The organism is Aeribacillus sp. FSL K6-8394 (assembly GCF_038008865.1).
GTDB classification, from domain to species: Bacteria; Bacillota; Bacilli; order Bacillales; family Aeribacillaceae; genus Aeribacillus; species Aeribacillus composti.
The window spans coordinates 768,260-791,119 of record NZ_JBBPAA010000001.1; the positions used below are offsets into that span (position 1 = coordinate 768,260).

At 37.9% G+C, this 22,860-nt stretch carries 15 protein-coding genes, 2 tRNA genes and 1 pseudogene; 14 read left to right on the forward strand and 4 right to left on the reverse strand.

Features of this window, described 5'->3' with window-relative positions:
- Window positions 1-103: 103 nt before the first annotated feature.
- Window positions 104-3,250, forward strand: a complete 3,147-nt coding sequence (locus tag NSR00_RS03555) for an efflux RND transporter permease subunit (protein ID WP_340787026.1) — start codon at window positions 104-106, stop codon at window positions 3,248-3,250.
- A gap of 170 nt (window positions 3,251-3,420) precedes the next feature.
- Here the strand turns inward: NSR00_RS03555 and NSR00_RS03560 are convergent.
- Together NSR00_RS03560 and NSR00_RS03565 are read right to left on the reverse strand one after the other, a co-directional pair.
- A tRNA-Ser gene (locus NSR00_RS03560) sits at window positions 3,421-3,508 on the reverse strand.
- A 1-nt stretch (window position 3,509) separates the two neighbouring features.
- Window positions 3,510-3,586: transfer RNA gene (locus NSR00_RS03565), tRNA-Pro, on the reverse strand.
- A 141-nt stretch (window positions 3,587-3,727) separates the two neighbouring features.
- Here NSR00_RS03565 and NSR00_RS03570 point away from each other — a divergent pair.
- The 3 genes and pseudogenes from NSR00_RS03570 (at window position 3,728) to NSR00_RS03580 (ending at window position 7,140) form a co-directional block, all read left to right on the forward strand.
- Entirely contained in the window at window positions 3,728-4,696 is a 969-nt protein-coding gene (locus NSR00_RS03570; protein WP_445659574.1) for an MBL fold metallo-hydrolase, read from the forward strand.
- A gap of 10 nt (window positions 4,697-4,706) precedes the next feature.
- Window positions 4,707-5,508: pseudogene (locus tag NSR00_RS03575) on the forward strand (pirin family protein).
- A gap of 252 nt (window positions 5,509-5,760) precedes the next feature.
- A complete protein-coding gene (locus NSR00_RS03580) occupies window positions 5,761-7,140 on the forward strand; it encodes a methyl-accepting chemotaxis protein (RefSeq protein WP_066246625.1) in 1,380 nt (459 codons plus the stop codon).
- A 122-nt stretch (window positions 7,141-7,262) separates the two neighbouring features.
- On the opposite strand, the gene NSR00_RS03585 is transcribed toward NSR00_RS03580, so the two are convergent.
- Entirely contained in the window at window positions 7,263-7,685 is a 423-nt protein-coding gene (locus tag NSR00_RS03585) for a hypothetical protein (protein ID WP_340787032.1), read from the reverse strand.
- 61 nt (window positions 7,686-7,746) lie between these two features.
- On the reverse strand, window positions 7,747-8,022 hold the full coding sequence (locus NSR00_RS03590) for a hypothetical protein (RefSeq protein WP_063389581.1): 276 nt from the start codon (window positions 8,020-8,022) through the stop codon (window positions 7,747-7,749).
- A 137-nt stretch (window positions 8,023-8,159) separates the two neighbouring features.
- Between NSR00_RS03590 and NSR00_RS03595 the strand changes: the two genes are divergently transcribed.
- From NSR00_RS03595 to NSR00_RS03640, 10 genes are all read left to right on the forward strand, one after another.
- Window positions 8,160-8,477, forward strand: a complete 318-nt coding sequence (locus tag NSR00_RS03595) for a helix-turn-helix domain-containing protein (protein ID WP_063389580.1) — start codon at window positions 8,160-8,162, stop codon at window positions 8,475-8,477.
- 664 nt (window positions 8,478-9,141) lie between these two features.
- A complete protein-coding gene (locus NSR00_RS03600; RefSeq protein ID WP_066246629.1) occupies window positions 9,142-10,602 on the forward strand; it encodes an aldehyde dehydrogenase family protein in 1,461 nt (486 codons plus the stop codon).
- A gap of 400 nt (window positions 10,603-11,002) precedes the next feature.
- Entirely contained in the window at window positions 11,003-11,278 is a 276-nt protein-coding gene (locus NSR00_RS03605) for a metal-sensing transcriptional repressor (RefSeq protein ID WP_063389602.1), read from the forward strand.
- A 12-nt stretch (window positions 11,279-11,290) separates the two neighbouring features.
- Window positions 11,291-13,687, forward strand: coding sequence for a heavy metal translocating P-type ATPase (locus tag NSR00_RS03610; RefSeq protein WP_340787035.1), 2,397 nt, complete (start codon window positions 11,291-11,293; stop codon window positions 13,685-13,687).
- A 57-nt stretch (window positions 13,688-13,744) separates the two neighbouring features.
- Window positions 13,745-13,948: a copper chaperone CopZ gene (gene copZ, locus NSR00_RS03615; protein ID WP_094245704.1), complete on the forward strand. Its 204-nt coding sequence runs from the start codon at window positions 13,745-13,747 to the stop codon at window positions 13,946-13,948.
- Between the two features lie 1,345 nt (window positions 13,949-15,293).
- Window positions 15,294-15,743: a DinB family protein gene (locus tag NSR00_RS03620; RefSeq protein ID WP_063389576.1), complete on the forward strand. Its 450-nt coding sequence runs from the start codon at window positions 15,294-15,296 to the stop codon at window positions 15,741-15,743.
- Between the two features lie 69 nt (window positions 15,744-15,812).
- Complete coding sequence (locus tag NSR00_RS03625; protein ID WP_063389575.1) at window positions 15,813-16,178, forward strand: PH domain-containing protein; 366 nt, start codon at window positions 15,813-15,815, stop codon at window positions 16,176-16,178.
- Window positions 16,179-16,622: 444 nt separating this feature from the next.
- Entirely contained in the window at window positions 16,623-19,208 is a 2,586-nt protein-coding gene (locus NSR00_RS03630) for a PAS domain S-box protein (protein WP_340787038.1), read from the forward strand.
- A 745-nt stretch (window positions 19,209-19,953) separates the two neighbouring features.
- Window positions 19,954-20,688, forward strand: a complete 735-nt coding sequence (locus NSR00_RS03635; RefSeq protein WP_340787041.1) for an EAL domain-containing protein — start codon at window positions 19,954-19,956, stop codon at window positions 20,686-20,688.
- A gap of 60 nt (window positions 20,689-20,748) precedes the next feature.
- Complete coding sequence (locus tag NSR00_RS03640) at window positions 20,749-22,788, forward strand: flagellar assembly protein A (protein ID WP_340787044.1); 2,040 nt, start codon at window positions 20,749-20,751, stop codon at window positions 22,786-22,788.
- The last annotated feature ends 72 nt before the right edge of the window (window positions 22,789-22,860 follow it).

The following is a 22,860-nucleotide window of genomic DNA, read 5'->3' on the forward strand; positions in this document are numbered from 1 at the left end:
CTACTAGTTAACCGGTCAATTATAATGACTATATAGTCAACTTACTATAAGTATGTATAAAAAAAGGAGAATTGTCAAATCTTCATGAAAGGAATGGGGCTTGGTGGAGAACATTATTAAATTTTCGCTCCGTAATAAACTGGCTATTTGGATTTTAACTATCATTGCAATTTTTGCGGGACTATTTTCTGGATTTAATATGAAGCTGGAGACGATCCCGGACATAAACACTCCCATCATAAGTGTTACGACTACATATCCAGGTGCAACCCCTGAAGAAGTACAAGAGAAAGTGACGGTTCCTATTGAAGAAGCTGTTCGCAATTTGAACGGGGTGGAAATCGTCAGCTCTAATTCGTTTGAAAATGCATCTTCTATTCAAATCGAATACAAATTTGAAAAAGATATGGAACGAGCAGAAGAGGAAGCTGAAAAGGCAATCGAACAAGTCGAACTTCCGGATGGAGCAGGAGAGCCTAAAATTGCAAGATTTAGCATGAACGCTTTCCCTGTTTATACAGTGAGCTTTTTCGATGAAGGAAAAACACTTCCTGAATTAACTGAACTGGTTGAAGACATCATTGTTCCTGAATTGAAAGGAATCGATGGAGTAGAAAGCATTGTAACTTCTGGACAGCAGGTAGAAGAGGGGCGGCTTGTTTTTCATCAAGACAAATTAAAAGAGCTCGGGCTAAATGAGGAAACAATAAAAGATTATATTCAAGGTGCGGATCTCCGTGCGCCATTAGGTCTTTATACATTTAAAGACACGGAAAAGTCTGTTGTCGTTGACGGAAATATTACGACAATTGACGATTTGAAAAAGCTTAAAATCCCAGTCACAGGATCAGCACAAGGGCAGCAAGCTGGAGAGGCGCAAATGAACCAAGTGCCAAACGGTTTGTCTAAAGCAAATGGTGCAGCGCCAAATCAGGCGATCCAGCAGCAAAGCATTGAATTGCCAACAGTCGAATTAGGAGAAATTGCCGATATCGAAATCGTCGGAAAAGCTGAATCCGTATCAAGAACGAACGGAAAAGAAGCAATCGGACTGCAAATTGTAAAAGCTACTGATGCGAATACAGTTGAAGTTGTGAATGAAGTAAAAGAAAAATTGGATGAATTAAAAGACGAATATAAAGGCCTCGGAGTCGTTTCAACGCTGGACCAAGCAGAACCGATTGAAAAATCTGTTGAAACAATGCTGAATAAAGCGCTGTTCGGTTCGATTTTTGCAGTTATTGTCATTTTGCTGTTTTTGCGCAACATTCGTTCAACGTTGATTTCCGTGGTGTCAATTCCGCTTTCCATATTAATTGCATTAATCATTTTGCGTGAAATGGACATCACGTTGAACATGATGACGCTTGGAGCTATCACAATGGCGATCGGCCGCGTCATTGACGATTCGATTGTCGTCATTGAAAATATTTACAGACGGATGACATTAAAAGGGGAGCCGTTAAAAGGGAAAGAGCTGATTATTGCAGCGACAAAAGAAATGTTTATTCCTATTATGTCCTCAACCATTGTGACGATTGCGGTTTTCTTGCCGCTCGCATTTGTCGAAGGGATGGTCGGACAGCTATTTATGCCGTTTGCCCTTACGATTGTATTCTCGCTTTTAGCGTCCCTTTTAGTGGCGATTACTATTGTGCCGGCACTTGCTCACGTTTTATTTAAAAAAGGAGTAAAACGGAAAGGCGAAAAAGAAAAGGAAGCTGGCTTTTTGGCTACTAACTATAAAAAAATATTAAATTGGTCTTTGAACCATAAATGGATAACATCATTGATTGCGATCCTGCTTCTTGTCTCCAGTCTGTTTTTAATTCCTGTCATCGGGGTAAGCTTTTTGCCAAATGAACAGGAAAAGCAAATTGTTGTGACGTATGATCCGGATCCAGGGCAAACGCTGGAAGAAGTGGAAGATATCGCATTGAAGGCAGAAGATTTTCTTGTCGATCGTGATCATGTAAAAACGATTCAATTGTCTGTCGGAAGCGAAAATCCGATGAATCCAGGAAATCGAAATCAGGCCATTTTCTTTATTATGTATGAAGATGACACACCGAATTTCGAGAAAGAAAAGGAAAAAATTGTTAAAGACTTAAATGAATTAACGAATGAAAAGGGCGATTGGGGCACCATTGACATGATGATGGCAAGCAATGAGTATACGTTGCATATATTTGGCGATTCGATGGAAGATATTGAGCCTGTCGCCCAAGAAGTACAAAAAATCTTGGAAGATGAAAAAAATTTAAAAAATGTTGAATCAGGTTTAACGAAAACATATGATGAATTCACGTTTGTTGTTGATCAAGAAAAGATGAGCAAGCTCGGTTTGACCGCTGGACAAATTGCGATGGCATTAAGCCAACAGCATGAACGGCCGGTTTTAACGACAATCCAAAAAGATGGTAAAGATATAGAAGTCTATATTGAAGGGGAAGAACAAACATTTGATTCGATTGATGAGATGAAAAAGAAAACTATTCAGTCTCCTCTTGGCATGAATGTGAAAATTGGAGATGTAGCGAAAGTAAAAGAAGGAGAAACATCCAATACGATTACTAGACGCGGAGGAAAATTCGCTGTTTCGGTCAGCGGAGAGATAACTACTAATGACGTTAGCCAAGTAAATGCAAACATTCAAAAGAAAATAGATGATTTAGAATTGCCGCCTGGTGTGAACATTGATACAGGCGGAGTGACAGAACAGATCAATGAGTCGTTTTCACAATTAGGATTGGCTATGCTCGCTGCCATCGCTGTTGTCTACTTTGTGCTGGTGGTTACGTTTAGTCAAGGACTTGCGCCTTTTGCCATTCTATTTTCACTTCCATTTACCGTCATCGGCGGATTTGTGGCGCTATGGCTTGGGGGAGAAACATTGAGCGTTTCAGCTCTGATCGGCGCGCTCATGTTAATCGGAATTGTTGTGACGAATGCGATTGTGTTAATTGACCGTGTCATTCATAAAGAGCGTGAAGGACTTTCTACAAGAGATGCGCTCATTGAAGCAGGAGCAACGCGCTTACGGCCGATTTTAATGACTGCACTGGCAACAGTTGGAGCATTGCTTCCTCTCGCATTAGGTTATGAAGGAGATGGAGGCATGATTTCGAAAGGGCTTGGCCTAACCGTCATTGGCGGATTAACCAGTTCGACTTTGCTGACCCTCATCATCGTTCCGATCGTCTATGAAGTATTAAGCAAATTTAGAAGAAAAGCTCCAATCGAGGAATGATAAGAAAAAACCTGAAAAGCACTGAATAGGCTTTTCAGGTTTTTTTTGCATAACTTGCTGAAACAGTTTTTATGAAAATAAGAATATCAATTGTTTTGAAAATTTTTCAAAAGGGTCAATTATTCAAATTCCGGCAATAAAAAAACGCGCTTTTTAGCGCGTTTTTTAAACGGAGAAGGTGAGATTCGAACTCACGCGGCGGTTGCCCGCCCTAACGCATTTCGAGTGCGTCCCCTTCAACCACTTGGGTACTTCTCCATGGTCGGGAAGACAGGATTTGAACCTGCGACCCCCACGTCCCGAACGTGGTGCTCTGCCAAGCTGAGCTACTTCCCGGAAAACGTCAGCATTAAAATTATATATTAAAATAAAAAATTTGTCATCAAAAAATTTTAACCAATCAACGAAAAGTTTGGAAAAGGAAATTAATCTTTTTTTGTTGAATTATGTAGTAGGCAAATAAAAGAAAGGAGTCACATAACATTGAAGGTACAAAACATTGGCGATGACATCACATTAATTGATCTTTTTGACTTAGGATTAGAAAACAGAACAGGGGCTTACGTTCTTCACGAAAAAGAGCTGACCATCATCGAAACAAGCGCGAGCCCGTCTGTCCCATATTTATTAAAAGGTCTTGAAAGTTTAGGAATTGATCCGAAGGATGTTCAAAACATCATTGTTACGCACATTCATTTAGATCATTCGGGAGGTGTCGGGCTTTTCCTTGAACATTGCCCAAAAGCAAAAGTGTTCGTTCATCCCCGCGGGAAACGTCATTTGCAAGATCCATCCAGATTAATTGTCAGCGCCAAAACGGTGTATGGAGAGGAGCAATTTCAAAAATTGTTTGACCCGATTTTGCCCGTGCCAGAAGACCAGCTAGTTGTAAAAGAAGATTTGGAAACGCTTCAAGTAGGCGATGATCGCGTGCTGACATTTTATCACACACCAGGTCATGCGAATCACCATTTTTGTATACATGATTCCAAAAGCAACGGCATCTTTACCGGCGACACGATCGGGGTTTTTTATTCAATGCTCTTAGATTCAGACTTAGAGTTTTATTTGCCGTCTACTTCTCCTAACCAGTTCGATCCGGATAAAATGCTTGAATCATGCGAAAGAATCGAAGCATTAAACGTTTCGAAAATATTTTTCGGTCATTTTGGCATGAGCGAGCATCCAGAGGAAGTTTATAAACAGCTAAAATATTGGCTGGACATTTTTGTAGATCAAGGCAAAGCGGTTGTAAAAGAGCATGGAAGCTTGCCGTTTGAAGAAAAATCAAAGCTTCTATCTGATAGATTGTACAGCACGTTGCAAGATTACTTAAAGAAAAAACATATTTCCGAAGATCATCAAGTGCACGAGTATATAAAAATCGATATGGGCATTTGTGCGCAAGGGATTATTGATTACTTGCAAAAAGCAGAAAATAGATAAGGAGGCTTGTATGGAAAGAGATATACGCAAAATTAAAAATGTTGCGTTACAATCGAATCATCCGATGGGTTTGTGTTAGAACCTGGTAATTGGGAGAAATATGATCCGTTTTTAATGCTTGCGGAGGATATTTTTCAGCAAGGGACGTTTGACCTTCATCCCCATCGGGGAATCGAAACTGTCACATATGTAATTGACGGGATTTTAGAGCATTTTGATAACAAAAATGGATATGGCAAGCTAAAGCCGGGTGATGTTCAATGGATGACTGCTGGAAGAGGAGTAATCCATCAAGAAGATCCTGCACCTGGATCTACTGTTCACAGTCTAGAGCTGTGGGGTAATTTGCCGAGTTCAAAAAAACTGACCGCTCCCCGCTATCAAAATTTGAAAAGTGCTGACATGCCAGTTAGAAAAGAAAAAGGAGCGTTGATTCGGATTTTTTCTGGTTCGTCAAAAGGTATTCAAGCGCCGACTAAAAAATTACGTTCCTGTCACGATGGTAGAAATGATTCTGGAACCTGATGCGTCTGTTCATCAAGATCTTCCGGGAAGCTATAATGGTTTTCTTTATATATTGGAAGGAAAAGGCTTGTTTGGTGCGTCCAAAACAAAAGGGGAAAAAGGGCAAGTGCTGTTTTTAACAAAGGGTGCTGAGGGAGAGGAAAGCTTCATAACCGTCACAGCGGCAGACAAACTCCGGCTGCTTCTATATGCGGGAGAAACCTCTCCATAACGGTCCGTTTGTTATGAACACGAAAGAAGAAATACGGCAAGCAATCGTCGACTATCAAACAGGAAAGTTTGAATGAAAGAGAATAACAGTTTGATAAACTCTCCGCCTTTTATGTACGGAAGGAGAGTATTTTTTGTAAATAAAAATTATTTCTCGGGAAAGCGCAAAATTCAACAATGATAAAGAAAAAACGAGAAAAAAGGTAGCATCTGTCGAATGGTTGTATATTGAAATGTTTTGTGTCAGATTATGTGACATAAATCATGTTTCGTTCTTGTTCGGCTTGTTACAATAAAGAGTAAATTAGTGGAGACAGTAGGTGATAAATATGCTGTTTTTAAAAAAATGGAATCGAGCAGCGGATCATGAAGAAGATAGACAAAAAAAACAGATGGAGGATTCGTTTGCGGCACAGGTGGAAGTTGCTGCGGATCAATTAAAAGGCGTCATTGAGCAAATGAAATTAACCGCTGTTTCCCTTGATGAACGATCTTCCTCGAGTAAAAAAAGCACGTTTCAGCTATTAGAGCATATTGAGCAGACCGCGCAAGACACAAATAACGTTTCAGAAAAGATGCGTAAAATTGAAGAGGCAGCTGTGAAAATCACAGCATCTTCCCAAGAGATACATTCCTCAAGTATATTATTTTATGAACAGCTCGTAAAATCGAAAACGCAGCTGCAAAAAATACAAGAAGAAACGGAACAGCTGCGGCAAAATCATTTGAAAATTCTTGATCAAATGGATCGGCTCGTTTCTTTTTCCAAACAAATGGATCACATTCTTTCTTCGATTGGAGCGATTTCCCAAAAAACAAAAATACTTGCATTAAATGCAAATATCGAATCGGCAAGAGCCGGAATACATGGGAAAAGCTTCTCGGTCGTTGCAAATGAAATTGGAAATTTAGCAAACCAAACGCATGATGCGGTTGAAGAAACACATCAAATTCTTTCTTCGATTCAATCAGAAATTGAGTTTTCGACCAAAATGGTAAAATCGGAAAACGATCAGATGAAAAAGAATGTGGCTGAATTACTATCTTTAATTGATGTTATCCATTCTTTTCAAACATCGTTGGGCAAAATCACATCAATGGTATCGGATTCGAAAGACGCTGTCGAATTACAGTGTGATCATGTACAGGAAATTACTACGGTGCTCAAGCAAATTTCAGATATGGCTCATGAAAATAAAACATATGCACTGAGAGTTTCAGAAGATATGGATAAGCAGCACCAGCATATTGAAGAGATGATTGCCATCAGCGAGACATTGGATCAAACCTCTAAAGAGCTGCAAACGTTAGTCAAAAGGGATCAGCTTCAACAAATTACAGAAATAGATTTGGCAAAAATCAACGAAATGAAAGAAAAAGTGATGAATCTTTTATCACAATTTCCATTGTATGAACTAGATGCGGATGTTCATAAAAAAGCATTGGATCAATTTTTTGAGGAGAACGAGCATATCGAAGCTATTTGGTCGAATCGACTGGACGGTACATTCGTTTATTCCAACCCTCCTGCAGGCTTAATAAATGCAAAAGCCCGTCCTTGGTTTATCGAAGCTAGTAAAAATAAAATCTTTATATCAAGCATCTATACATCTGCTGTTACAAAAAAACCGTGCATCACCATTTCCTTCCCCATTCATAAGAACGGAGACATCGTCGGGGTTATCGGAGTCGATTTAATAGTAAAATAAGCAGATGGTTTCAATCCTTTTTGAAACGATATAATTTTCGCCCTTTTATTTAAAAATGCGGTTTCACAACCGCGTTTTTCTTTTCTCTCAAACAAGAAAATTGAAAAAAAGAGAATGAATACTCAAAAAATTTTCAAAAAGATTAGCCTGTTTTTCTGCTCGATCCATCCGCTTCTCTTTAACTCCGCAACACAATGCTTAAAGCATTTTTTTAATGACGGATAAGAACATGTCTTTTTCCTCGCTTCCATTACGAGCTGCAAAATTTCCCCTTCGTTAAAGCCGTTTCTCTTGTTTATATGGAGCAAATAAAAACAAGTCAATAAAATCCAGACACACACTTCAGACAAATTTCCTTTGGCAAATTCTTTAAAAACGAATTCCGGGACTTGAAAATACCTATTTTTTACATTTTTATGTAGAAGCTGTTCAATAATTGATTCATGATGGTCTTTTTTATACTCATTATTAAATATGTAGAGAGGCAGTGAAAAATATTGTGCGTTACGATGTTCATAGAAAGAAGGATTTAATTCATTTGTCAACATCTTGACCCCCAAAAACCCTTTTGATCAGCATGAACGGGAAATATTTTCGTAGAATTGTTTATTTTTGGCCGGTGCCCGCTTTTGTTTCTTCCAGTTTGATAAGAAAGGAAATGACATCTGCAAGTGCTTGCCTATAAACTAGCAAATTTTGAGTATCCATCAAACAATAGATGGTTCCTTTTAAATCATCGCAATCGTTTTTGGCTATGCCCAGCTTTTTAAGCTTTTCTTCAAGCTCGTTGTATAGAGCTTTGAGCTCACGGTTTTGTCGATTTAACAAAGCTTGCTCAATTCGATTATAAGCGAATTCATTGAAAGCTTGCTCAAAGTTCATCTATGCTCACCCAACCCTTTGAAGATAAAAATGAATAAAAAATATTCATTTTTATAGTAATACAAAACGAATTGAAAGTAAAATAGGAAAACGTTAAACTATATTATAGATGAAGTAGCAAAGAAGGAATGTAACAGATGGAAATCAATAAAAAAATCGGAGAACAAATAAGAGAAGTGCGAAAAAAGTATAATATATCGATGGTTCAACTGGCCGAGGATTTGGAAATTTCTCAGCCAAGGCTTTCTAGAATCGAAAATGGTGAACAAGAAATTCCTATTAGCCTCATTCAAAAATTTTGCCAAAGATTTAATATACCGATGGGAAGCTTTTTTAAAATGATCGATAACGAGGACATATCCCTTGTTGATGATCAAGTAGAACATATTCTTTCTACTTTAAATGATGAGCAAAAGAAAGCATTGTATGTTTTTTTATCTTCTTTTCAAAAATAACCCTCCATCCCTTGATCCCTTCATGAATTCGTGACGAAAGGCAGACCGAAAATAAACGAACAAATGTTCCTTTTTATTTTACCATGTTTTGATAGTTTTTGGAAGCGGTGAGAATTCTCTTTATTATTTTATTTTTATGGAGAGTTGAATCACCGCTTTTTAGATCCAGGCAAGTAACTGCCGTATTATATGCACAGTAAAAATGGAACATGCTGATGCATCGGCTTAAAATATTTTGCTAGAATGTAAGAAGCCAAAAAGTATGTTTGATATGTTTGAACAAAACTATATACAGTTGATCTACTTTTCAAAAGCACAATCAAATGGAACTTCTGAACCATTTCAATAAAAATGACTCGAAAATCATTCAAACATTGCCGTAATATAGCGAGAAATATTTGGGATTTGAGTTGGAATGGAAGTCGGCAGCGAAACATATTTATCTATAAAACGGAGCATAACTGCTATGTTGATGCAGCTTCCTAGAAAATCTTACAGTTCTCAATGAAAGGTTTTTTAGAAGCTTGCCAATTTCATGGCGGGCCAAGCAAATTGATACAATGACAGCAGGACGAAAAATATGAAATGATGTTTAATGATTGACAGCCGCGCCATAAACTAATAAAATTGGATTGAAAATTCGGAATTTTTAGGAGGGGACCAAATGGAGAAATTTGAGAACTACAATAAAAGCTATATTAACGGACAATGGGTTGAAGGAAAAAGCGAAAGCATATTTGAAGATGTTAATCCTTACGATAATTCCCTCATCACAAAAGTGCGTTTAGCAACAAGAGAACAAGTGCAAGAAGCATTTGAAATCGCTCAACAGGCACAAAAAAAATGGGCGAAATCGTCTGTTGAAGAAAGAAAGGAAGTTATTCGAAAAGCAGCAGAATATTTAAAGTCTCATCAGGATGAAATTGTAAGCGTTATCACTCGTGAGACAGGCGGAACTGTTTTAAAGGCGAATGTAGAATTGCATTTGACGCTGGAGGTTCTCGAAGAAGCCTTGAACTATGCAGGAGCCATACATGAAGTCAGGGAAGTCCCAAGTGCAATTGAAGGGAAAGTGAACAAAATTTACCGTCTTCCGCTCGGAGTGATTTCATCGATATCACCGTTCAATTTCCCGATGAATTTATCGATGAGAACGATCGCTCCTGCGATTGCATTAGGAAACAGCGTTGTCCATAAACCGGATATACAGGTAGGTCTTGTTGGAGGCTCGATCATTGCGAAAGCATTTGAATATGCCGGACTTCCAAAAGGAGTCTTCAACATGATTTTAACCGATATTCCTGAAATCGGTGATGAAATGCTGACAAATCCGATTCCGCGCTTAATTAGTTTTACCGGCTCCACCGCCGTTGGCAGACATATCGGTGAAATTGCTGGCCGCAATTTGAAACGGGTTGCGCTGGAGCTTGGAGGCAACAGTCCGTTTGTCGTGCTGTCGGATGCCAACGTAGACCAGGCAGTGAACGCCGCTGTTTTCGGCAAGTTTATCCACCAAGGACAAATTTGTATGATCGTCAATCGCTTTATCGTTCATAAAGATCATTACGATGAATTTGTGGAAAAATTTGTTTCCAGAGCAAAATCTCTTCCTTATGGGAACCCTTCCGATCCCAATACGGTCATTGGACCATTAATCAATGAAACGCAGTTGAAAAAAGCTTTAAGCTACATTGAAGAAGCTAAGAAGGAAGGCGCAACACTTGTCTTAGAAGGGAAAAGAGAAGGAAACGTCCTCACTCCATTTGTCTTTACGAATGTCAAAAATTCAAGCAAGCTCGCGCAAACAGAAGTTTTTGCGCCCATCGCGACAATCATTAAGGCTGAATCAGATGAAGAAGCGATTGAAATGGCAAATGACACCGAATATGGTTTAAGTTCTTCTATTTTCACCAGCGACTTGAATAGAGGGGAACAGCTTGCGTTGTCCATTGATTCAGGCATGACCCATATCAATGACCAAACAGTCAATGATGCTCCAAATATTCCATTCGGCGGAAACAAAGGAAGCGGTTTAGGACGTTTCGGAAATCCATGGGTTGTCGACGAATTTACCGTGACAAAATGGGTTTCAGTTCAAGAAAAAGAGCGTCAATTTCCGTTTTAATGATGGCCACTCCCTATACATTGTGTAGGGAGTGATTTATTGTAAGAGGAATTTTGGACGAGGAAATTCCTTTTGGGGAATAAGCGATAGTTCTAGAGAAAAATATAAAAATACATCCTCTTTATAAACGAAAACAATTTCATGAAGGCACCTCTCATGCTATCTGATTTTTTATTAAAACGAATCTTACCAATTTTTGAATTTTATTGTGCATTCTTAAGTATGCGGTCAGCTTTTGCAGAAAATTGTGTTTCACGACTTGATAGAGTTGAATCTTTGTAAAAAAAACTAGAAAGATGAATCATTTGCTTTTTATACCTATAACGGGTATAATGTATACAAACGAAAGGAGGGAGGGGTGTCAGTGACAGAAAATGAAAAACATGATCACGAGAAAATAATGGTTCCTAGAACTTCTGATGAAATAGACAAGCTTTTAAAGAGGCTGAAACGGATTGAAGGGCAGGTTCGCGGGGTACAAAAAATGATTGAGGACAATCGTTATTGCATTGATATTTTAGTCCAAATTTCAGCCATTCAAGCTGCGCTGCAAAAAGTAGGTTTCAACCTGTTGGAGCGGCATGCCAGCCATTGTGTTGCGAAAGCGATCAAAGAAGGAAGCGGTGATGAGTCGATTCGTGAGCTGATGGATGTGATCAAACAGTTTTCTAAATAAGAGGTGGAACAAATGAGCGAACAGAAGCTTGTCACATTAAACATTACCGGCATGACATGTGCTGCATGTTCCGCGCGCATTGAGAAAGTGCTGAATAAAATGGACGGAGTAGAGGCAACTGTCAATTTAGCGATGGAAAAAGCAACTATTCATTATAACCCTTCGAAACAAAATCTTTTAGACATCCAGCGGAAAATTGAACAGTTAGGTTACGGCGTCGAATCGGTAAAAGTAACATTGGATATTGAAGGCATGACGTGTGCCGCATGCAGTGCACGTATTGAAAAAGGGCTGAAAAGAACGGAAGGCGTTGTAAATGCGACTGTCAATTTAGCGACAAACAGCGCTGTTGTGGAATATAGGGAAGGCGTTGTTTCGGTTGAAGATCTTTTAGAGAAAATAAAAAAGCTTGGTTATAAAGGACAAGTTCGGGACGAGACTACCCATCAATCGGATCGAAAAAAAGAACAATTGCATCATAAAAGAAGAAAGCTTATTGTTTCTATTTTATTATCACTTCCTTTATTGTATACAATGATCGCCCATTTACCGTTTGAAACGGGGCTTGCGGTGCCGGATTTGTTTATGAATCCGTGGTTTCAGCTGTTGCTGGCAACACCTGTTCAATTTTATTTCGGCGGCCCATTTTATACAGGAGCTTACCGGGCTTTAAGAAACAAAAGCGCAAACATGGACGTGCTCGTGGCGCTCGGCACATCAGCAGCCTACTTTTACAGTTTGTACGAAGCGATCAAAACAATCGGCCGTCCCGATCATATGCCGCATCTATATTTTGAAACGAGCGCAATCTTGATCACCCTTGTGCTCGTTGGAAAATATTTTGAAGCGATTGCAAAAGGTAGAACGACAGAAGCTATTTCCAAGCTGTTAAGTCTGCAAGCGAAGGACGCGCTGGTCATCCGTGACGGGAAGGAAGAATGGATCCCGCTGGAGCAAGTAAAAGTAGGGGATGAGATAATCGTAAAGCCCGGAGAAAAAATTCCAGTCGATGGAACGGTCATTTCTGGAATGTCTTCTGTCGATGAATCGATGATCACAGGTGAATCTATCCCGGTTGAGAAAAAAGTAGGGGATGCAGTAATTGGCTCCACAATCAATACAAACGGCCTTTTAACAATACGGGCAGAAAAGGTTGGAAAGGATACCGCTCTTGCCAATATCATTAAAATTGTTGAAGAAGCGCAAGGATCGAAAGCGCCAATACAGCGAATGGCCGATGTCATATCCGGTATATTCGTTCCTATTGTTGTAGGCGTTGCGATCGTGATGTTTGCTGTTTGGTATTTGTTCATAACGCCATATGATATGGCAAGAGCGTTAGAAGTAGCGATTTCTATTCTTGTCATCGCCTGTCCTTGTGCACTCGGATTGGCGACGCCGACATCGATCATGGTCGGATCAGGAAAAGGGGCAGAAAACGGGATTTTATTTAAAGGGGGAGAGCATCTAGAAGAAACACATAAAATCAATGCGGTCCTCCTTGACAAAACGGGAACGGTAACAAAAGGAAAACCGGAAGTGACCGATTGTATTGAATTAAAAACAGGCATGCTTTATTATGCCGCTTCTGCTGAGAGCGCTTCTGAACATCCGCTTGCCCAAGCAATTGTAGAATTCGGTAAAGCACGTTCCATCAACATACAAAAGCCGGAGCATTTTAAAGCCGTGACTGGACATGGCATCGAAGCCAAAGTAGATGGAAAACATATACTTGTTGGCACAAGAAAGCTGATGAAAGAACGTTCGATTGCAACTTCAGCCCATGAAGAGAAAATGGTGAAGCTTGAATCAGAAGGAAAAACAGCTATGCTAGTTGCAATTGATGGGGAGCTTTCCGGCATCATCGCTGTCGCTGATACTATTAAAGAAAGCTCAAAAAAAGCCATTCAAACATTGAAGGAAATGGGAATCAACATATTTATGGCAACGGGAGACAATAAAAGAACAGCGGAAACAGTAGCGAAGGAAGCGGGGATCGGGCAAGTATATGCTGAAGTGCTTCCGGAGGAAAAAGCGAAAATTGTGGAGGATCTACAAAAGCAAGGATATCGTGTAGCGATGGTTGGAGACGGAATGAATGACGCACCCGCTCTAGCAGTTGCCGACATCGGCATGGCGATCGGAACCGGGACAGATGTCGCCATCGAAACGGCTGACGTCACCTTGGTCGGAGGCGATTTAACACACATTCCAAAAGCGATTTCCTTGAGCCAAAAAACGATGAAAAACATTCGGCAAAACTTATTTTGGGCTCTTTTCTACAATTCAATCGGCATACCAGTTGCCGCCCTTGGCCTCTTGGATCCTTGGATCGCCGGAGCAGCGATGGCACTCAGTTCAGTTTCCGTTGTCACAAACGCTCTGCGTTTAAAACGAATAAAATTGTAAAGTATTTGCAACGATTTAATCTGAATATCTTAAAATCATACTAAGGAGGAAATGAAAATGAATCTTACATTTCAAGTAGAAGGAATGTCTTGCAATCACTGCAAAATGGCTGTTACAAACGCTCTAAAAGAGCTGGACGGAGTCGAAAAGGTCGAAGTATCACTTGAAAAAGGAACTGTTGAGGTAGAATATGACGACAAAAAAGTAACAATTGAAAAAATGAAAAACGCCATTGAAGATCAAGGCTACGATGTCAAGTAACCATCCTCTCCTAAAAGGGGATGGTTTTCCTTGTGCGCCCGGCATGGGTGTAATCTATAGGGTGAAAGTCCCGAGCTGCGAAGGCAGAAGTAGCAGTTAGCTTAACGCAAGGGTGTCCGTGGTGACGCGGAATCTGAAGGAAGCGAGCGGCAAACTTTAAGGTCTCTCGGAACACGAACTTCATATGAGGCTAGGTATCACTGGGTGAGTTTGCAAGACAAAACAAAGCCCTTTCTGCCGAAGGTGATACAGAGTAAATGAAGCAGATGGATGGAAGGAAAGATTACACTCTTACCCGGGGAGGTCTGGCTGGCACGCCAAGTAACCTTGGTAACCTATCTAGTGATAGATAGCTGAACAGTCAGAAGTCAGCAGAGGTCATAGTATTAGTTGGTCTAGAACAACTAAGAAGGACCGAACAATTAAGAGAGAATAGCCCTTGGCATTCAGTGAGTCATGATGAACACAGAAAACGTAGTACCTCACTTGAGGGAGGAAGCGGTGAATCCCGTGGGAGACCTCTTGGAGGGTGGAGTGACCACTGGCATAAAGAGAACAGCTATTCACGGAAGTTATAAAGACTTGCGTCAATTATCTTAATTGAACCGCCGTATACGGAACCGTACGTACGGTGGTGTGAGAGGTCGGGGGTTAGTCACCCCCTCCTACTCGATTTGCTAGTTCTATATGAAGAGCTTCAATGCCTCAAAAGGTTGAAAAGAAGAGTCAGGCTTTTACAACCTCTTTCCTTCTATAGATATAAATATTAACTATTTGTCGTTTGATGTCAGCATGCCCCTTTCCTTCTTCTATTATTAAATACTAACTGATAGCAAGTAAACTATTGATTGCTTGATCTGTCCAGCAAGCATATGATCTATCCGACTTTTAAAGTTTGCGAAATGATTGAACGAATCAATGAGAAAATCGGCTGTCAAGCAGGTATATTGAATATGTAATTTTGCATAATATTTGACAGAAGTTGGATTAATAATAGAGAGCTTAATTATGCTCGCAGACTGAAAAAATGTTTAAATTTTTAAGCGAACTCATGTTATAATTGTTTCAACACTTGTCATTTTGCGAGGCAGAATGCAAAACTCTGAACAATCTTTGGAGTTTCTTTCCCAAAAAGTTTTAAAAGGTTGGATATCTCCCAATTTGATAAAACAGTAAAAAACAGGAATTCATAATCAAGAGCTTGTCAACAATAAATTATTAGAATATTCGAAAAATACACCGTGTATTTGACGAACTTTTATACGATAAAACCTAATCATTGTCAGTTCACTCAAAGGAACAGCATTTGCTGCATACATAGTAAAGTAAAGAAGGAGGATTTTTATTGGAAACGATTCAAAAGATGTTTGAGCACTTGCATTGGGCGAACGAGCGTATATTAGACACTTTGCAAAAGATTGAAGGGGAAAATAATGGGGCGCTGCGCTTGTTTTCGCATATTCTTTTAACTGAAAAACTATGGTTTACAAGATTGCAAGGATTGGACAGCTCACACATTGCGATTTGGGAGGATGTACATATAGATGCCTGTGCAGAACTTGCAAAACAAAATGAACAGAGCATTACATCGTTTTTGAAAAATTTGACGAATCGTGATTTAGACAACATTGTCACTTACAAAAACAGTAAAGGAATTGAGTTTCAAAATACATTAAGGGAAATTTTAACTCATGTCGCTTTGCACGGACATTACCATCGAGGACAGATCAACTTGAGACTGCGATCTGAACGGCATGAACCAGTGAACGTTGATTTTATCACATTTGTAAGATAAGCTCCAAGACAGTTTGCCAAAATTATGTTTATTGTTCATAAATGAAGCAAATAGGGGAGGAAATTAGGTATGGCAAATGTAGGTTCTATTATGACTTGGACGTTTTATGAAGAGACAGATGTTCCAAAAGAAGTGGAGGAAATTTTAATTGAAGGGGAAACTGCGGAAGCTGCGTATAAAACGGTTCGAGATGTTGCGGTCGTGACGAACAAAAGAATAATCATTGCCGATCGTCAAGGAATTACAGGTAAAAAAGTGGAAATCTACACCATTCCATTTAAATCGATTGTCATGTATTCTTCTGAAAATGGAGGAAAGATTGACCTTAATGCAGAACTCGAACTATGGACTAGGGCAGGGAAATTCAAATTATTATTAAATAAAAAAGTGAATATTCGGAAGCTTGATCGAATCATTGCAAGTCATATTCTGTAGTTGTACTCTTTAAATCAAAAGAATTTTTATATTTTACAAAAATAAATAAATATAACATTTACAATGCTGCACTAAGAGATTTTTGAATCAATAGGTGCAATAAAATGCAAAGATTGTAAAGAACATTTAAAATTGCTTCTATGAAATTTTTCATATAGAATGATTGTTTGAGAGCAATAGCACCTATAAAATTTCTTAAATCTCGGTGCTTTTTTTGTTTTTTCAATACTAGGATGATGCTTTAAATTCCGCTTTTTAATAAAAGTATCCCGCTTATCTGCAAAGTTCTTTGGCATATTACTCCACCGTCTTCAAAAAACAGTTTTAATATTTTACTAAAAAAACTGTTCCGTTCTGTTCAAAATGGTTCCACAGAGTAAAAATAATTGTCTAACCTTCTTTATTTGTTTATGATGTAAGCAAATAAGATAAGGTGTGTGAAACATGGAAGCTTTGTTTAATTGGGAGTTAGTGATTTCATCTGTCGTCATGGCAATCATTGCTTCTTTTTTTTCTGTTCACATGATTCAGAACATACAGGTGTCTACTGAAAAGGATAAGTGGTTATACATAATGTTAGGAACGATATGGGTAGGGTTAGGAATTTGGTCGATGCAATTTATTGACATGCTCGGTGATGATTTATATTTGATTGCAACGTATTACACCGTCTATACGTTATTATCTTTTTTGCTAGGGATCATTGCATCATTCGCTGCTTTTTCCATGAAAGATAAACAAAAAAATGTTTCTAATGCAGCGGCGATTTCGATTGTAGTGGGTTTAAGTATTTTTGTAATATATTATATTGGTATAAAATCATTGAAAGGGAATGAATATGACGGATTTTATTCCGTTCTTTCTAACTTAATCGCTTTTGTTTTAGCGGGAGCAGTGATTGCCTTTTTCCATCACAATAAGCGATCTCAAAAGCTTCAAATGAAAGCGATCATAATACCTTCAATTGTTTTGGGATTGGGTATTTTCATTTTTCAATACACGGTAATGAATGAAATAAAAAAAGCTGGATTATTCATATATGAGCAGATTTATTCGGTTTCTACATTGCTGGCAAATCAACTTCTCCTTTCAATCATCATGATTTTTATGATTTTTGCATTTGTTCAAAAAGAAAAAAACAAGCTAGAAAGAAAGTTTGAAACAACAAATCTATATTACGAGTCATTGATTTCGTATAATCCGTATATCGTTTTCATCATTAATATCGACGGAATGGTTACGAATATAAATCCTAAAGGATTAGAAATCTTAAAAGCAAAAAAAGAACAAATGATTCATCAATCGATTTTTTCGTTTTTGCCTCAAGACGATGCCGAAAGGGTAAAACAGAAAATGAATCGTTTGTTGGAGCATAACGAAAATGAAATGGAAGTTTCGTTTAAAAATAGTAAAGGTGAATGGATTCCTTTACTTTTAACGTTTGTCCCTATGATTGTTGAAGGAAAAAATGAAGGTTTTTTCGTCATCGCCAAAGATATGAAAGAATTAAAACAATATCAAAAACGACTTCGAAAAATGCAGAAAGATTTAATGAATACATTAGAACGCCAGCAAGGAATGACATTTAAGTTCGTCAAAATAAACGATCAGTTTATCCATACGTTATGTGCAGGGGAATTGCTCTATAAACTTGGCTATTCTCCCCATGAGATTATTGGAAAGGATTTGCGGGATTTTTTGCCGAAAGAAGTCGCTGAAGGGCAGCTTCGAGCTTATCAGAAAGCCTGGAATGGCGAGATTGTCCATTTTGAGGGAAAGCTGAACGGATATGATTACTTGGCTGTGTTAAGTCCGGTTATAGAAAATGGAAAAGTTGTTGAAGTCATCGGTTCTTGTGTAGACATAACCGTCAGAAAAGAGCAGGAAATGAAATTAAATGAGTCGAATGCACTAAGACGGACGATTATTGACAATCTGCCAATCGGAATTGTTGTGATTGATCATGAAATGAAGATTATCGCCTTAAATAAGACGATATTGAAAATTTTTCAAATCAATGAGCCAATAAAACAGCTGATTGGGAAAAACATCACAAATTATTTTCCAGCCGTTGGCCGAAAGGTTGAAGAGAACACAGGGGAAGTATCAAAGATTTTCACGCCCTATAAGCATTTCTCTGATGAAGTGAACATCAAAAATAGTAAAATCTTGAAAAGAAGTTATTTTCCTTTTTATATGGACGGGAAACTGAAAGGCCATTTATGGACGTTTGAAGATATAACAGAACAAAAGAAGATGGAAAACAGCATTATTCAGGCGAAAGAAGAAGCCGTCAAAGCCAATATGGCGAAATCGGAATTTTTATCGAAAATGAGTCATGAATTAAGAACGCCGTTAAATGGAATCCTTGGTTTTTCTCATTTGTTGGAACTAGATAAAACGTTAACGGAGCAGCAGCAAGCATTTGTGGAAGAAATTTTAAAAGGAGGCCGCCATTTATTAAATTTGATTAATGAAATTTTAGATCTTTCCAGAATTGAAACAGGAAAAATAAAAATTTCAAATGACGAAGTACAAATTGATTCGGTCATATGTGAATGTATAGCATTGATGAAGCCTGCGGCAAACAAAAAAAGGATCAAAATCATCAAAAGCATTGATCAGTGTGTGGATCAAATGATCCACATTGACTCGTTAAGATTAAAACAAGTCATTTTAAATTTGTTAGATAACGCGATTAAATATAATGTTGAAGGTGGACAGATCCATATAACCTGTAAATGTCAAAACGGATTTCTAGTTATTCACATAATTGATACCGGCATCGGGATATGCGAAGAAGAATTGAAAAAAATATATGAACCTTTTTATCGTATTCAACATGTGCAAGTTGAAGGAACCGGTCTCGGACTTTCACTTGTAAAACAACTGATAGAGCTGATGAACGGGGAATTTGGGGTTGTTAGCAAAATAGGAGAAGGAAGTGACTTTTGGATTAAACTGCCTATGTTGAATCGAGAAACGAATCATGCTGTTAAGAAAGATCTAGAACACAGGCAGCACCATTAATATATATAAACTGTTTTCTATGTTTACGGAAAATGCCGCATGAGTTATGGGAAAATTGTTATTTTGTTCAAATAGGTTAAAAGAGTTCCAGTTAATGTGCTGGAAATGTTGGAATTTAATGACTGACCGTTCAGTTGCCTTGTTACAAAGCGTTTTGCAATATTCAATATGCAAAAGTAAAAGGTTTGATGAAAATCAAAGCTTTTTTCATTCCAGTGATAATGAAAACCTTTTCTTAAGCAAAAGATATCATCTTGTGAAAACACAGGAAATGGGAATTATAAAAAACTTTATTAGACGAACACGTCAAACTCGCCGGCAATGTCGGTAAAAGCAGAAGAACTTCATACTTGAACAGGAGGCTTACTAATCACAGCAGCTTCTTTTTTTCATAAATACAATTTCCTAGTTACAAAATCATGAATACAAGACAATGACGATTCTGAAGCTTTTCCCTTTGGCTTCAAACATCTGCTAAAAAAATGAAATAATTTTAGCATGATTATTTAGTCATAGGTCTTTTTTGCTATTATTTTTGGTTCAAAAGAACTATTCGGACAATATTTGTAAGTTTGTATAAAAAAGTCGTAAAATGTCGGATTTTTGACATATTCTGTCCTCTATCATTTTTCTTAAGTCAAAATACGTTCCTCTCATGCTGGGGGTTGATTAGACAATAAGTTGGAATACAGTTACATTGAACATAGAACAAAAATATCATAAAACATGGCAAGGGAGGGAAAAGATGAGAGATTGTGCAGTCAATAAAATCAAATCAGTTTATCAACCGATTTGGAATTTAAATAATTGGAATATATTTGGATATGAGGCATTTTTAACATTTCCAGATAGCCAATTGAATGGGGACATAGAAAAAGTGTTTGAACTGGCACGGGGAAAAGGATGTCTTTATGAACTGAACATAAAGGCGATATTAAATGCGATTACGTGTTTTCCGATTGAACGTTTGGATGATTCATTAATATTCGTCAATCTTTTCCCTTCCACACTCATTCATCATCAATTCGAAAAATTTGTCGAGCGGTTATTGAAACAATATCCTCAAATACAAGAAAAAGTTGTATTTCAAATAAATCATACACCAAGTGAAAAGCATATATGGGACTTGCCAGATTTAAAAGATAAAATAAACATGTTAAAGAAAAACGGTTTTGATGTAGCATTATATGGCGTTGGAAATGGAACGGCTGTTTTACAACAAATTGTTGATTTTTCAGCAAGCTATATTAAACTTGATCGGCATTTTACTAAAGAATTATATCGTTCTAAAGAAAAACAGCACATTGTCTCGCTTTTAGTGCAATATGCAAAACAACAAATCACTATTATCTTGGAAGGAATCGAAAAGGAGATGGACTTAGCTAAGGCAAAATTGTTAAAAGTTCCTGTTGGCCAAGGAAATTTATTAGGAAAACCAGAAAAATCAGCCGTCCACACCATTGAAGATATTTTTCGATAAGTACTCCGACAGATGAATGAACATGTTTCTCCTGAATTTTATATGGAGAGGTAGATGCAAATGAATCAGTCAGTTTTAGCGAAAGGAAAAAACATACAGGAAGCGATCGAACTAGGTTTGAGCATTTTAGGAACTGATAAGGAGAAAGTTTCGATTGAAATCATCGAAAAAGGCGGCAAAGGATTTTGGAAAATTGGTTCTAAACAGGCGATCGTCAGACTAACAAAGCTGGATGATCAGGAAACATCTTCTAAGCAAAGGTCTATAAAACAGGATCCCTTAGAACAGATCATTGATTCGTTAGAAATTGAATCATTTGCAAGCTCTGAACCAATAAAAGAAAATCCATTAGAAGGTAAAGTGTGGGTAAAAGATGGAAAATTATATTGCCAGCCAACTTCAAATAAATTTCCGACCGTTACTGTTGGAAAAGGAATAAAGTTGTATAAGAATGGTCAACTCATTACAGGAACGACGATCGTAACCGAAATGGATGAGTATAAAATTCAAACGGATGAAGTTGTAACGGAAGGTAAATGGGATATTACACTCGACTCTGACAAACTGCATGTTTTACTGCAAATAGAACCAGGGGTTCGAAAAACGTATAAAGTGAAAGATATCGAACCTAGTGAGCATATTGTATTAGAAGGAGAAGAAATTGTTGAAACGATTCCAGCAGTTGATTACAATCAAATTTTAAAAAAACTAGAAGAGCTGCGAGTTATTCATGGATTTAACCATAACGAGATTATTAAAGCAATTCATACGGACCGGCCAGGAAAATTTACAATTGCATCTGGCATGAAACCGAAAGAAGGGGAAAATGGAAAAATCGAGCTTCTCGTTGATTTAAATAAAGGAGCAAAAGTGAAAGAAAAAGAAGACGGAACCGTCGATTTTCGTGAAAAACAGGAGTTCCCTTCAGTTGAAAAAGGACAGGTCATTGCTATTGTACATCCTCCTGTCCCTGGAATACCTGGAATTACGGTTACGAACGAACCTTTACCACCTAAACCGACATATCCGCTTACGATTCAGCCGGGAAAGGGAATCGCTCTTATCGAGCAAGGTAAAAAAATTTTAGCTACAGAAACGGGGCGTCCTCTCATTGAACAAAGGGGATTAATCGTCAGAGTATCTATATTTCCAAAACTTGTACATTCTCATGATGTGAATTTATTATCAGGAAACATTCGTTTTAAGGGTGATCTGGACGTTCTTGGCAATGTGGAAGAGGGAATGGTTGTAGAGGCGGATGGAAACATTTTGATTCAAAAAAATGTATATGGAGCTACAATTTCATCGAAAAATGCCATTGCCGTTCATGGAAGCTTTATTAAAAGCACAATCTCAGCAGGAAAACAAAATATTTATTCATCCGAGCTCATTCGATTATTAACAAGCATTCAAGAACAAATGGATCAATTGATCAAATCCATTTATCAAGTTATTAAGCTCCCTGCATATAAAATGTCAGACTATTCATCAAAAGGATTACAGCCGTTAATAAAAATTTTGCTTGAAAAAAAGTTCAATAATTTGCTTACGCTTGTAAAGCAATATATTGCGACCTCCAATAATGGGAGTCATATTTTAGAGCTGGAATGGCTAACAATTAGCGAACAGTTAAGACTATGTTTCCTTTCACCTGCAGTAAATGAATACCATACGATCGAAAAAATCAATCAGCTCATGAAAAAAATAACTGAACTGTTAGAGCGGCAAAAAAATGAACAGGATGATCACTGTTTTGTCAAACTAAAGTATGCTCAAAATAGCACCATTTATTCCCGAGGGGACATTTTTATAACTGGACAAGGCTGTTTTAACAGCAAAGTGTATGCTGGTGGAACGATCGCCATAAAAAATGTCCTCAGAGGCGGGGAAATATTTTCCGAAAAAGAGGTCATGGTGAGAGAGAGCGGTTCGGAAAGCGGGGTTATGACAAAAATCAGCGTGCCAAGCAATGGAAAAATTATCATTGATCATGCCAATGAAGGGACAATCATCGAAATAGGAAAAATGAAACATGTGTTTCATGAAGGGAAAAGAAACATAATAGCGAAATTAGATAAAAATGGAAATCTTGTATTTTAGCGACATAAAAACAGTTGACGTTTGAAAAAGGACGTGCCGTTTATAAAAAGATTTTTCAGCAAAACGAACAGG

Coding starts and splice junctions, on each gene's coding strand:
- NSR00_RS03625 (WP_063389575.1), top strand. CDS start 15,813: ATGGCAAATGTAGGTTCTATTATGACTTGGACGTTTTATGAAGAGACA.
- NSR00_RS03635 (WP_340787041.1), top strand. CDS start 19,954: ATGAGAGATTGTGCAGTCAATAAAATCAAATCAGTTTATCAACCGATT.
- NSR00_RS03590 (WP_063389581.1), bottom strand. CDS start 8,022: ATGAACTTTGAGCAAGCTTTCAATGAATTCGCTTATAATCGAATTGAG.
- NSR00_RS03640 (WP_340787044.1), top strand. CDS start 20,749: ATGAATCAGTCAGTTTTAGCGAAAGGAAAAAACATACAGGAAGCGATC.
- NSR00_RS03610 (WP_340787035.1), top strand. CDS start 11,291: ATGAGCGAACAGAAGCTTGTCACATTAAACATTACCGGCATGACATGT.
- copZ (WP_094245704.1), top strand. CDS start 13,745: ATGAATCTTACATTTCAAGTAGAAGGAATGTCTTGCAATCACTGCAAA.
- NSR00_RS03600 (WP_066246629.1), top strand. CDS start 9,142: ATGGAGAAATTTGAGAACTACAATAAAAGCTATATTAACGGACAATGG.
- NSR00_RS03580 (WP_066246625.1), top strand. CDS start 5,761: ATGCTGTTTTTAAAAAAATGGAATCGAGCAGCGGATCATGAAGAAGAT.
- NSR00_RS03595 (WP_063389580.1), top strand. CDS start 8,160: ATGGAAATCAATAAAAAAATCGGAGAACAAATAAGAGAAGTGCGAAAA.
- NSR00_RS03605 (WP_063389602.1), top strand. CDS start 11,003: ATGGTTCCTAGAACTTCTGATGAAATAGACAAGCTTTTAAAGAGGCTG.
- NSR00_RS03630 (WP_340787038.1), top strand. CDS start 16,623: ATGGAAGCTTTGTTTAATTGGGAGTTAGTGATTTCATCTGTCGTCATG.